The following is a 12036-nucleotide window of genomic DNA, read 5'->3' on the forward strand; positions in this document are numbered from 1 at the left end:
GGACGGCGACGATCGCCGCGACGACGACGATGCCCCCGGCGCCGATCCAGAGGGCGTCGGTCGCGGGGGAGTCGGTCGCGCCGGACGCCGTGCCCGTGGTGGTCTCCGACGACGACGAGCCTGCCCGTGCACAGGTCGGCGGCGTGGTGGAGCCCGTCGCGGGGGTGAAACCGGCGGGTGCGTCCCACGTGAAGGGGTACTCGTCCGACACCGTGTGGCCGTCGGCGGACACGATCTGCCACTCGACCTGGTACTTCCCCGAGGCCCCGAGCGCTGCGGTCGTGGTCATCGAGGGGCCGTCGATGTCGAGGCAGCCGTCCTCGTAGTACTTCTGGTCCGGTCCGACGATGCGGTAGGCGAACCCCGACCCGGAGCCGCCGATGTCGAGCAGCTTGTCGTTCGTCGTGATCTCGAACGCCTTCGGCAGCGCGGTCAGGGTGCCGTCGACCTTCGGTGTCGAGGCGATGAGGTAGTTGTGCGCGTCGGCCGGTCCGGCGAGGCCGAGGACGGCACCGCCCGCGATCGCGAGGACCGCGGCGGACGCGGCCACGAGCCTCCTGGCCGTGCGGTGCCGGCGCACCGCCGGACGCGAGCCGGACGTCACTTCGTGCCGCGACGGCGGGTGGCGGCGACGGCGACGACCAGGCCGGCCGCACCGAGGACCAGGCCGCCGAGGCCGAGGAAGCGACCGACCAGGTCGGGCTGGGAGGACGAGGCCGAAGCCGACGACGCGGCCGGTGCCGTGGTGGCGTCGTCGTGCGTGGCGTTCGCGGCGGTGGCGTCGTCGTCGTCACGGGAGGCGGTCGCCGCGGTCAGCGTGATCGAGGGGGCCGGGTGCTCGGGTTCGGCCTCACCGGCCTTCTGGGCCTGGTCCCATTCGGTCGACCCCTGCTCGCAGGTCTGCGTGACGGGGAGTGCGACCACGTCGCCGGGCTTGCCGTCGGGGAGTGAGAACGACAGCGAGAAGGTGTCGCGCTCGTCGGCGGGCAGTGGGGTCTTCGCGGCGTAGGTGATGCTCGTGACCCGCTCGCCAGCGTCCTCGGCGGACTCGTCGTCGGCCGAGGCGGACGGGCTCGTGTACTTCTCGGTCGTCTTCGTGATGTCCCAGTTCGGGTTCACGGTGGGCGTGACCTCGATGACCGAGGACGGGATGTGGAACTGCAGCTTCGTGGTGGGCGAGCCGTCGCAGCCGTGCGGGACCGAGAACGTGGCGGTCGTGTACGAGTTCGCCGCGGTCGACGTGCTCGTCGCCTCGACGTGCGCGCTGGCGGAGGCCGCCGTGCCGAGGACGATGACCGCGGCGACGCCGAGGGTCGCTGCTCCGCCGAGGGCGAGACGCTGCTGCATGGGGTTCCTTCCGGAGGAGTACTTCTACAAGTTGTAGAGACGACGTCATCACCGTAGCAGGACCGCACGCCCTGGGCGAACGCGCCCGCGGAAACACGCTCGGCGTCGCCGGGAGTGTCGCTGGATGCGGTTAGGCTCGTCACCACGACGACCTCGTGCTCACGAGCAGTGCTGCACGTCAACCAGGGGAAGGCTCGCGCATGGCACGCATCGGAGAGAGCGCCGATCTCCTCAAGTGCTCCTTCTGTGGCAAGAGCCAGAAGCAGGTACAGCAGCTCATCGCCGGTCCCGGCGTGTACATCTGCGACGAGTGCGTCGAGCTGTGCAACGAGATCATCGAGGAACGCCTGGCGGAAGCCAGCGACGAGTCCGGCTCGGGGGAGTTCGAGCTCCCGAAGCCGCGCGAGATCTTCGACTTCCTGCAGGAGTACGTCATCGGGCAGGACCCCGCCAAGCGGGCGCTGTCCGTGGCTGTCTACAACCACTACAAGCGCATCCGGGCCCAGGGGCAGATCACCGCCGCTGAGGACCGCGACGACGTCGAGATCGCCAAGTCGAACATCCTGCTGATCGGCCCGACCGGCTGCGGCAAGACCTACCTGGCGCAGACCCTGGCCAAGCGCCTCAACGTGCCGTTCGCCGTCGCCGACGCCACGGCGCTGACCGAGGCCGGCTACGTCGGGGAGGACGTCGAGAACATCCTCCTCAAGCTCATCCAGGCCGCCGACTACGACGTCAAGCGTGCCGAGACGGGCATCATCTACATCGACGAGGTCGACAAGATCGCGCGCAAGGCCGAGAACCCCTCGATCACGCGCGACGTCTCCGGTGAGGGTGTCCAGCAGGCGCTGCTCAAGATCCTCGAGGGCACGGTCGCCTCGGTCCCGCCGCAGGGTGGCCGGAAGCACCCGCACCAGGAGTTCATCCAGATCGACACGACGAACGTGCTGTTCATCGTGGCGGGGGCCTTCGCCGGGCTCGAGGAGATCGTGTCCTCCCGTGTCGGCAAGAAGGGCATCGGCTTCGGTGCGCAGCTGCACAGCTCGCTCGACCACCAGGACCTCTACTCCGAGGTCCTGCCCGAGGACCTCCACAAGTTCGGGCTCATCCCCGAGTTCATCGGCCGTCTGCCGGTCGTCACGACGGTCTCGCAGCTCGACCAGGTCGCGCTCATGGAGATCCTGACGAAGCCGAAGAACGCCCTGGTCCGGCAGTACCAGCGCATGTTCCAGATCGACGGCGTCGAGCTCGAGTTCGACCAGGGCGCACTCGAGGCCATCGCCGACCTCGCGGTGCTCCGGCAGACCGGTGCCCGTGGTCTCCGCGCGATCATGGAAGAGGTGCTCGGGCCGATCATGTTCGAGGTCCCCTCGGACGACGACGTCGCCCGTGTGGTCGTCACCCGGGCGTCCGTGCTCGAGAACGCCGCGCCGACGATCGTGCCGCGCGCACGGGCCAAGCGCATCGAGAAGTCCGCGTAGTCGTTCCACACGCAGGGCCCCGCACCGAGTCGGTGCGGGGCCCTGCGTGTGTCCCGGGTCTGGGGACCGAGGCGGCCTGACCGACCGGCTGCCTGTCCGGGCTACTCGAGACCGCGGCGGCGGAGGAGCGGCCCGACCTCGGCGTCGCGGCCGCGGAACTCCCGGAAGGCCTCGATCGGGTCCTTCGACCCGCCCACGCCGAGCAGCATCGTGGCGAACCGGCGACCGGCCGCGCGGTCGAGCCCGCCGTGGTCGCGGAACCACTCGACGGTGTCGGCGTCGAGCACCTCGCTCCAGATGTACCCGTAGTAGCCGGCGTCGTAGCCGCCCGAGAACGTGTGCGCGAAGTACGTCGACGAGTAGCGCGGCGGCACGGCGACGACGTCGATGCCGGCGTCCGCGAGGGCCTGCCGCTCGAAGGCCCCGACGTCGGTGACGGCGGCGGCCTCGGCGGCGGACAGTCGGTGCCACGCCTGGTCGAGCAGCGCGGCGGCGAGGTACTCGGTGGTGGAGAAGCCCTCGTTGAACCCGGCGGAGTCGCTGAGCCCGAGGACGAGCTCCGGCGGCATCGACTCCCCGGTCTCGTGGTGCTTGGCGTAGTTCGCCAGGACCTCGGGCCAGGACACCCACATCTCGTTCACCTGGCTCGGGAACTCGACGAAGTCGCGCTCGACGTTCGTGCCCGAGAACCGCGGGTACGTCGTCCGGGCGATCAGCCCGTGCAGGGCGTGGCCGAACTCGTGGAACAGCGTCTCCACCTCGTCCTGGATGAGGAGCGTCGGGGACCCGGCAGCGGGCTTCGCGACGTTGAGGTTGTTCACGACGACCGGCAGCGTGCCGAACAGCGCGGACTGCTCGACGACGGGGTTCATCCACGCGCCGCCCCGCTTGCCGTCACGCGTGTAGAGGTCCAGCAGGTACAGGCCGACGGGGGCGTCGTCCTCGTCGGTGACCTCGAACACGCGGACGTCGGCGTTGTAGCCGTGCAGGTCGGGCCGCTCGGCGAACTTCAGCCCGTACAGCGCGGTGGCGGCGAAGAACACGCCGTCGTGCAGCACGCGGTCAGCCTCGAGGTACGGGCGCATCGCGGTGCTGTCGGCGGCGAACTGCTCGCCGCGCAGGATCTCGGTCGCGTAGGCCCAGTCCCAGGCCTCGACGTCGAAGCCCACGGTCCGCGAGCGCACGGCGCGCTCGTCGTCGGCGTTCGCGGCGGCGGCCCCGACGAGGGACGACAGGAGCCCGTCGACGGCCTCGGGGGTGCCGGCGGTCTCGTCGGCGGTGACGACGGCAGCGTGGTTCGGGAACCCGAGGAGCTCCGCCCGCTCGGCACGGAGCCGGACGATGCGCAGCAGGACCTCGCGGTTGTCGTGCTCGTTGCCCCGGCGTCCGCGGGACAGGGACGCCCGCATGATCCGCTCGCGCAGGTCGCGGTCGGCGAGGGACGCCAGCCACGGGTGTCCGGTGTACAGCGGCAGCGTGATGAGCCAGCCGTCGAGCCCGCGGTCGGCGGCGGCACCGGCGGCGGCGGACTTCGCCCCGTCGTCGAGGCCGACCAGCGATGCCTCGTCCGTGACGTGCACGGCGAGGTCGTTCGTGTCCTCGAGCAGGTTCCGCTCGAACGTGGTGGTGAGCGTCGAGAGCTCCTGGTTGATCGCGGTGAGGCGTTCCTTGCCGGCGTCGTCGAGTCCGGCGCCCGCCAGGGTCATCTCCGTCGCGGTGCGCTCGACCAGGCGCAGGTCCTCGCCCTCGAGTCCAGCGGCCTCGGCGCCGTCGAGCACGGCCCGCACGCGGTCGTACAGGCGGGAGTCGAGGGTGATGGCGTCGCGGTGTGCGGCGAGGAGCGGCGAGACCTCTGCCTCGAGGTCGTGCAGCTCGGGGGAGGAGTCCGCCGAGCTCAGCGTGAAGAAGACGTACGAGACCCGGGCGAGCAGCTGTCCGCTCCGCTCCAGGGCCACGAGCGTGTTCTCGAGCGTCGGGGCGTCCGGGTTCGTCGCGATCGCGTCCACCTCGGCCCGCTGCTCGGCCATGCCGGCGTCGAACGCCGGTCGGTAGTGCTCCAGCCGGACTGCGTCGAACGGCGGGAGGGCGTACGGGAGGGTGCTCGGTTCGTCGAACGGCGTCGTCATCGCTCCACCCTACGGGTGTGCTCGGCGCGGACTCGGAGGACCGTGCCACGGACGAGCGCCAGCAGGCCGGCACGCCCGCCGGCAGGTCAGGGGACCGGGGCCCAGCGGGTCAGCGGGTCAGCGCGTCGCGACGTCGATCAGCGTCGCCGCAGCCAGGCGCGCGTGCCGGGCGGGGGAGGTGTCCCCGGCGATCGCCGCGGTGGTCTGCGCGCCCTCGGCCAGGAGCGCCAGCTGCGCGGCAAGCTCCTCGGCACGTGCGGGGTCGGGGACGGCCTGCAGTGCCAGCCCCTCGACGTAGCGCTGGAAGGAGTCCTTGTGCGCCCGTGCGATCTCGGCCACGGCGGGGGAGGTCGCGCCGAGTTCCCCGAAGGCGTTGATGAAGCCGCAGCCGCGGAAGGTCTCGTCGCCGAACCACGTCTCGAGGAAGTCGTACATCGCCAGGAGCTTGTCCCGGGGCGACGTGGCGGCGTCCACCGCCTGGCCGATCCCGCGCTCCCAGTAGTCGTGCCGTCCGGCGAGGACCGCTGCGATGAGCTGCTCCTTGCCGGGGAAGGCGGCGTAGAGCTTCTTCAGCGAGACGCCGGCCGCGGTGCGGATCTGGTCCATCCCCACGGCCTGGATGCCGCGCGTGTAGAACAGCTCGTCCGCGACGGCGGTGATGTGCGCGCGGACGTCCGGGTCGACGGTGTTCGTCGTCGTTGCCATGGTCCACGTCCTTCCGCAGGCTGTTCACCCATTGCCCCTTGCGCTGGGAACGTCCGTTCTCTAGTGTAGGGGCACATCGGCAGAGAACGACCGTTCTCCGCTGGAGTTCGAGGAGAGGATCCATCATGGGCACCATCACCGTCGGGACCGAGAACAGCGTCGACATCGCGCTCCACTACGAGGACAAGGGCCAGGGGCAGCCGATCGTGCTGATCCACGGCTTCCCGCTGGACGGCAACTCGTGGGAGGGCCAGACTCCCGCGCTCCTCGACGCCGGCTACCGCGTGATCACCTACGATCGTCGCGGGTTCGGCCAGTCCTCGCAGCCCAGCACCGGGTACGACTACGACACCTTCGCCGACGACCTGCACACGGTCCTCGAGACCCTCGACCTGCACGACGTGATCCTGGTCGGGTTCTCGATGGGCACCGGCGAGATCGCCCGCTACATCGGCCGCCACGGCGAGGACCGGATCGCCCGCGTCGCCTTCCTGGCCTCGCTCGAGCCGTTCCTGACGATCACCGAGGACAACCCCGACGGCGGCGTGCCGGCGTCGTTCTTCGAGGGCGTCTCCGCGGACGTGAAGAAGGACCGCTACGCGTACTTCACGGCCTTCTACGAGGGCTTCTTCAACCTCTCCGAGAACCTCGGCACCCGCATCTCCGAGGAGCAGGTCCGCAACGCCTGGAACGTCGCCGCCGGTTCGGGCGCGATCGCGTCCGCCGCCGCGCCGCTGACGTGGGGGACCGACTTCCGTCAGGACATCCCGAAGGTCACCGTCCCGGCGCTGATCGTGCACGGCACGGCCGACAACGTCCTGCCGATCGACGCGACCGGCCGCCGGTTCACCAAGGCCCTGCCCGCCGCGGAGTACGTCGAGATCGAGGGCGCGCCGCACGGGCTCCTGACCACGCACACCGCCGAGGTGAACGAGGTCCTGCTCGGCTGGCTCGCGAAGGCCTGACCCCGAGCACGACAGGCGGGTCCCCGGGAGACGAACCCCCGGGGACCGGTCGAGCACGACAGACGGGACCCCGGGGCACGAACGCCCCGGGGTCCCGTCGTCAGTCCTCCTCCGCCGCGTCGTCCGGGTTCGTGACCTGCGCCCGGCCGGCGTCGTCGAGGTGGATCGACGTGCCGTCGTCGAGCGTGACGATCGGCTTGCCCTCGAGGAACGTCAGCGTCCACCCCCACGTCGACACGTCCACGGATTCCGCCGCGAGCTCGTCCTCGACACCTCGCACGGCGACGACGAGCGCCTCCGCCAGTCGCGCGGGCGGCTGCCCACCCACGCTCCATCGCGTTCCCAACTGCATCCGAGCCTCCTGGCTGTCCTGTCGGTCCTGGTCTGTCGGGCGGTCGCGTGGCTACGCGGGCTGCTCGGCCAGCTCGATCTCGATGACCGCCAGCTCCGGGCCGTCCACGAAGGACAGGTCCTGGATGCGGCCGACGGCCGCCAGGTCCACGGCCGCGCGCTCGACGAGCGCACGCGTCTCGGTGGGAGCCGCGACGACGGCGCGGGTCACGGGCGTCTTCTGGGACGCCTTGGCGGACGTCTTCGCGCCGCGGATGCCGATGAGCGCCTGCCCGACGGCGGCGAGCAGACCGGTCTCGGCCGCGTCCACCGGCAGGTCGTCGGCGGTCGGCCAGGAGGCTCGGTGCACGCTGGTGTCGTGGGTCCAGGCCCACACTTCCTCGGTTGCGAACGGGAGGAACGGTGCCAGCAGCCGGAGCAGCACGTCGATCGCGGAGCGCAGTGCCAGGACCGCGCTCGCCTGCGTCTCGTGGGTCGCGTCCGGCGCGGTGCCGTAGGCGCGCTCCTTCACGAGCTCGAGGTAGTCGTCGCAGAAGGTCCAGAAGAACCGCTCCGTGACCTCGAGCGCGCGGGCGTGGTCGAAGCCCTCGAAGGCCGTGGTGGCCTGCTCGAGCGTGCTGCGGAGCGCGGCGAGCATGTCGACGTCGAGCGCCTCGGTGACGCGGGTGGCGCCGGAGGGCAGCTCGAAGCTGTAGACGAACTTGGCGGCGTTCAGCACCTTGATCGCCAGACGACGACCGACCTTGATCTGCTTCGGGTTCTGCGGGTCGAAGGCCGCGTCGGTGCCGAGCTTGGACGAGGCCGCCCAGTAGCGGACCGCGTCGGCGCCGTGCTGTTCGAGCACGGCCATCGGCGTGACGACGTTGCCCTTCGACTTCGACATCTTCTTGCGGTCGGGGTCCACGATGAAGCCCGAGATCGAGGCGTTCTTCCACGGCACCACGTCGGCTTCGAGCTGGCTGCGGAGCACGGTCGTGAAGAGCCACGTCCGGATGATGTCCTGCGCCTGCGGGCGGACGTCGTACGGGTACACCAGGTCGTAGAGCGCCGGGTCGGTCTCCCACTTGCCCGCGAGCTGCGGGGTCAGGGACGAGGTCGCCCAGGTGTCCATCACGTCGACCTCGCCGACGAAGCCGTTCGGCACGCCGCGCTGCTCGGACTGGTACCCGGGGGCCGGCTCGGAGGACGGGTCGACGGGCAGCTGGGCCTCGGTCGGGACGATCGGCTGGTCGTACACCGGGTTGCCGTCGGCGTCGAGCGGGTACCAGACCGGGATCGGCACGCCGAAGAAGCGCTGGCGGGAGATGAGCCAGTCGCCGGACAGGCCGCCCACCCAGTTGTCGTAGCGGACGCGCATGAAGTCCGGGTGGAACGCGATCTCCTCGCCGCGGGCCCGGAGCCTGGCCTTGAGGTCCTCGTCCCGCGCGCCGTTGACGATGTACCACTGGCGCGTGGAGACGATCTCGAGCGGCTTGTCGCCCTTCTCGAAGAACTTCACGGGGTGGTTGATCGTCTTGATGTCGCCCACCAGGTCGCCGGAGGCGGTGAGCGCGTCGACGATGACCTTCTTGGCGGAGAACACGGTCTTGCCGGCGAGCTCGGCGTAGAGCTCCTGGCCCTGCGCGGACTCGATCCAGGCCGGCTGCTCGGAACGGACACGGCCGTCGAAGCCGATCACCGCGCGGTTCGGCAGCTGCAGCTCGCGCCACCAGACGACGTCGGTGGTGTCGCCGAACGTGCAGACCATGGCGATGCCGGCGCCCTTGTCCTTCTGCGCGAGGTGGTGTGCGAGCACCGGCACCTCGACGTCGAACAGGGGGGAGCGGACCGTCGTGCCGAAGAGGTCCTGGAAGCGCTCGTCGTCCGGGTGCGCGACGAGGGCGACGCACGCGGGGAGCAGCTCGGGGCGGGTGGTCTGGATGACGATGTCCCCGGAGCCGTCCGACTTGTGGAACGCGATGCCGTGGTACGCGCCCGGCATCTCCTTGTCCTCGAGCTCGGCCTGGGCCACGGCGGTGCGGAACGTCACGTCCCAGAGCGTCGGGGCGTCGGCCTGGTAGGCCTCGCCGCGCTCGAGGTTGCGGAGGAACGCACGCTGCGCGCTCGCGCGGGAGGTCTCGTCGATCGTGCGGTACGACTGCGTCCAGTCGACCGACAGCCCGAGGGTGCGGAAGAGCTCCTCGAACTGCTGCTCGTCCTGCACGGTCAGCTGGTCGCACAGCTCGATGAAGTTGCGACGCGAGATCGACAGCTGGTCGGCGGCCTTGCTCGACTTGCCGTCACCGCCCTCGAACGGCGGCGTGAAGTCGGGGTCGTAGGGGAGTGACGGGTCGCAGCGGACGCCGTAGTAGTTCTGCACGCGACGCTCGGTGGGGAGACCGTTGTCGTCCCAGCCCATCGGGTAGAAGACGTGCTTGCCGCGCATCCGCTCGAACCGGGCCTTGAGGTCGGTGTGCGTGTACGAGAACACGTGGCCGATGTGCAGCGAGCCGGAGGCGGTCGGCGGCGGGGTGTCGATCGAGTACACGGCGTCGCGGTGACCGGCGGCGTCGCGGTCGAAGCGGTAGGTGCCGTCCTGGTCCCAGACCGGTCCCCAGACCTGCTCGAGTCCGTCCACCGTGGGCTTGTCGGGCATGGGCTTGGTCATGGCTGCGCCTTTCGATCGGTATGTGCGGCACCGAGTCCGTGATGAGGTGCCTGAGTGTCCCGCACGTGGCGTGCGGGTCGGTCAATGCTACCGGCCGCCGATGCCCCGGTCACGAGCGCCGGGGTCCCCGTCGTGGACCGCTCCCCACCCACCTGGTAGTCTTCCGGGGTTTGTCCGGCGAGCGCGGAGCTCGCAAGTGCTGCACCGTTGCCGTCCCGCCGGACGCCCGAAGGACGCACAGCACACCGGAGGAACGAACTTGGCACCGAACACCGCACCCCACCAGCACGGCGATCGGCCCATGCGGTCGAAGGGCGCTGCGAAGCGCGCTCGCCGTGAGATGACGAAGGATGACGTCACCGTCGTCGAGGAGTCACTGCTCAAGCGTGCCGTGGCCGCTGCCGCGCTCGGCAACGCGATGGAGTGGTTCGACTTCGGCATCTTCGCCTACCTCACCGTCACGATCTCGCAGGTCTTCCTGCCGCAGGGCGACCCGGCGTCGAACATCGTCGCGACCTTCGGGTTCTTCGCGGCCGCGTTCATCGTCCGACCGATCGGTGGCGCCGTCTTCGGCCCGATCGGCGACCGGATCGGCCGACAGAAGGTCCTCGCGCTGACGATGATCCTGATGGCCGCCGGCACGCTGATGATCGGCCTGATCCCGTCGTACGACACGATCGGCTTCTGGGCCCCCGTCCTGCTGCTCGTGGCCCGGTTCGTGCAGGGCTTCTCGACCGGTGGTGAGTACGGCGGCGCCGCGACGTTCATCGCCGAGTACTCGCCGGACAAGCGCCGCGGGTTCATGGGCTCGTGGCTCGAGTTCGGCACGCTCGCCGGCTACGTCCTCGGTGCGTCGATCGTCACCGGCCTGCAGTTCGGCCTGTCCGAGGACGCCCTGCTCAGCTGGGGCTGGCGCATCCCGTTCATCATCGCCGGGCCCCTCGGTCTGATCGGGCTCTACCTGCGCCTCAAGCTCGAGGAGACCCCGGCCTTCCAGAAGCAGCAGGAGCAGGCCGCCGAGCGCGAGGCGCAGAAGACGCCGTTCCTCAAGCTCTTCGCCGAGAACTGGCGCTCGCTCGTCATCTGCATCGGGCTGGTCCTGGTCTTCAACGTGACCGACTACATGCTCCTGTCGTACATGCCGACCTACCTGGAGCAGAACCTCGGCCAGAACGCCACGTTCGGGCTCATCCTCATCGTCGTCGTGATGCTGCTCATGATGGTCGTCATCACGTTCGGTGGCCGGCTGTCGGACCGCTTCGGTCGTCGTCCGGTGCTCGCCGCCGGCTGCATCGGCTTCATCCTGCTGTCCTGGCCGGCGCTGAAGCTCGTCCAGACCGGCACGGGCGTCGGGGTCTTCTCCGGCCTGCTCATCCTCGGCGTGGTCCTGGTGACCTTCACCTCGACGATGCCGTCCACGCTGCCGGCGCTGTTCCCGACGATCATCCGCTACGGCGCCCTGGCGATCGCGTTCAACGTGTCGGTGTCGCTCTTCGGCGGGACCACCCCGCTCGCGACCGCCGCGCTCATCAACGGCGCGAAGGACGCCGGCTACGGCTGGGCCGAGGACATCCCCGCGTTCTACCTGATGCTCGCCGCCGTCATCGGGCTGGTCGCGGTGTACTTCACGAAGGAGACCGCCTCCACCCCCCTCATGGGCTCCGGCCCGACCGTCGGCTCCGAGGACGAGGTCGCCGGCGTCATCGACGACTACAACGACCCGACGTCAGACCTCGCGCGGTCGGACTGGGCGAAGGAGTTCTCGACGAGCGAGATCCCGGTGATCTCCGCGGACGGCTCCGGCCCCGCCGCGGGCAGGGACACGGCGACCGCCGGTTCCTGACCGTCCCGCCGGGCGCGTCCGGCGCTGAGTCTCGCCTGGGCGGACAGCGTGCGGGCTCCGCGCCGCGCAGTGCGTCCGCCTGGCCGAGTCTCGGCCCGGCCCGCCCCCCTGGAGGCCCGACCTGCGTGAGCAGGTCGGGCCTCCATCCGTCGGTGGGCGCGCGCGGCGCCGAGTCTCGCTCCAGCGGACAGGGTGCGGCCTTCGCGCCGCGCAGTGCGTCCGCCTGGGCGAGTCTCGGCCCGGCCCGCCCTGGCCTGGAGGCCCGACCTGCTTGAGTGGGTCGGGCCTCCGGCCGTCGGTGGGCGCGTCCGGCGCCGAGTCTCGCTCGGGCGGACAACCTGCGGCGTCTGGGCGGCGCAGACCGTCCGCCTGGCCGAGTCTCGCCGGTGGCGGTCCCGCCCACCCGGCCTGGAGGCCCGTCCCGCGTGAGCCGGTCGGGCCTCCGTCCGTCGGTGGGCGCGTCCGGCGCCGAGTCTCGCTCGGGCGGACAACCTGCGGCGTCTGGGCGGCGCAGACCGTCCGCCTGGCCGAGTCTCGGCCAGGCACGCGCGCCGCGCGACGGCTACGCCGC

Annotated in this window: 9 protein-coding genes; 3 read left to right on the plus strand and 6 right to left on the minus strand. The window is 70.6% G+C overall.

Annotated features, from left to right (window positions below; translation table 11 throughout):
- Together OXR63_RS17620 and OXR63_RS17625 are read right to left on the minus strand one after the other, a co-directional pair.
- Positions 1 to 580 (minus strand): copper resistance CopC family protein (locus tag OXR63_RS17620; protein ID WP_267425484.1); only part of this gene is annotated, 580 nt, incomplete at its 3' end.
- A gap of 20 nt (positions 581 to 600) precedes the next feature.
- Positions 601 to 1347 carry a YcnI family copper-binding membrane protein gene (locus OXR63_RS17625; protein WP_267425487.1) on the minus strand — a complete coding sequence of 249 codons (747 nt, stop codon included), beginning with the start codon at positions 1345 to 1347 and terminating at the stop codon, positions 601 to 603.
- Positions 1348 to 1547: 200 nt separating this feature from the next.
- On the opposite strand from OXR63_RS17625, the gene clpX reads away from it, so the two are divergent.
- Complete coding sequence (gene clpX, locus OXR63_RS17630) at positions 1548 to 2828, plus strand: ATP-dependent Clp protease ATP-binding subunit ClpX (protein ID WP_267425489.1); 1281 nt, start codon at positions 1548 to 1550, stop codon at positions 2826 to 2828.
- A 101-nt stretch (positions 2829 to 2929) separates the two neighbouring features.
- Here the strand turns inward: clpX and OXR63_RS17635 are convergent, their stop codons facing one another.
- Both OXR63_RS17635 and OXR63_RS17640 read right to left on the minus strand, forming a co-directional pair.
- Positions 2930 to 4954, minus strand: coding sequence for a M3 family metallopeptidase (locus OXR63_RS17635; protein WP_267425490.1), 2025 nt, complete (start codon positions 4952 to 4954; stop codon positions 2930 to 2932).
- A 117-nt stretch (positions 4955 to 5071) separates the two neighbouring features.
- Complete coding sequence (locus OXR63_RS17640) at positions 5072 to 5659, minus strand: TetR/AcrR family transcriptional regulator (RefSeq protein WP_267425491.1); 588 nt, start codon at positions 5657 to 5659, stop codon at positions 5072 to 5074.
- A gap of 125 nt (positions 5660 to 5784) precedes the next feature.
- Here OXR63_RS17640 and OXR63_RS17645 point away from each other — a divergent pair, with 125 nt between their 5' ends.
- The gene (locus OXR63_RS17645; RefSeq protein WP_267425493.1) at positions 5785 to 6624 is read left to right on the plus strand and encodes an alpha/beta fold hydrolase; all 840 of its coding nucleotides are present in this window, start codon (positions 5785 to 5787) and stop codon (positions 6622 to 6624) included.
- A gap of 100 nt (positions 6625 to 6724) precedes the next feature.
- On the opposite strand, the gene OXR63_RS17650 is transcribed toward OXR63_RS17645, so the two are convergent.
- Positions 6725 to 6976, minus strand: a complete 252-nt coding sequence (locus OXR63_RS17650) for a hypothetical protein (protein WP_194660721.1) — start codon at positions 6974 to 6976, stop codon at positions 6725 to 6727.
- Positions 6977 to 7027: 51 nt separating this feature from the next.
- Entirely contained in the window at positions 7028 to 9622 is a 2595-nt protein-coding gene (gene valS / locus OXR63_RS17655) for a valine--tRNA ligase (RefSeq protein ID WP_267425497.1), read from the minus strand.
- A gap of 259 nt (positions 9623 to 9881) precedes the next feature.
- On the opposite strand from valS, the gene proP reads away from it, so the two are divergent.
- Positions 9882 to 11465, plus strand: a complete 1584-nt coding sequence (gene proP, locus OXR63_RS17660; protein ID WP_267425500.1) for a glycine betaine/L-proline transporter ProP — start codon at positions 9882 to 9884, stop codon at positions 11463 to 11465.
- The last annotated feature ends 571 nt before the right edge of the window (positions 11466 to 12036 follow it).

This window comes from Curtobacterium sp. GC_Cur_3, assembly GCF_026544205.1.
In the GTDB taxonomy this organism is placed as follows: domain Bacteria; phylum Actinomycetota; class Actinomycetes; order Actinomycetales; family Microbacteriaceae; genus Curtobacterium.

What these genes read in the sequence shown, in the direction of transcription:
- OXR63_RS17645 (WP_267425493.1), top strand. Translation starts at nt 5,785, where the DNA reads ATGGGCACCATCACCGTCGGGACCGAGAACAGCGTCGACATCGCGCTC.
- OXR63_RS17635 (WP_267425490.1), bottom strand. Translation starts at nt 4,954, where the DNA reads ATGACGACGCCGTTCGACGAACCGAGCACCCTCCCGTACGCCCTCCCG.
- OXR63_RS17650 (WP_194660721.1), bottom strand. Translation starts at nt 6,976, where the DNA reads ATGCAGTTGGGAACGCGATGGAGCGTGGGTGGGCAGCCGCCCGCGCGA.
- OXR63_RS17625 (WP_267425487.1), bottom strand. Translation starts at nt 1,347, where the DNA reads ATGCAGCAGCGTCTCGCCCTCGGCGGAGCAGCGACCCTCGGCGTCGCC.
- valS (WP_267425497.1), bottom strand. Translation starts at nt 9,622, where the DNA reads ATGACCAAGCCCATGCCCGACAAGCCCACGGTGGACGGACTCGAGCAG.
- clpX (WP_267425489.1), top strand. Translation starts at nt 1,548, where the DNA reads ATGGCACGCATCGGAGAGAGCGCCGATCTCCTCAAGTGCTCCTTCTGT.
- OXR63_RS17640 (WP_267425491.1), bottom strand. Translation starts at nt 5,659, where the DNA reads ATGGCAACGACGACGAACACCGTCGACCCGGACGTCCGCGCGCACATC.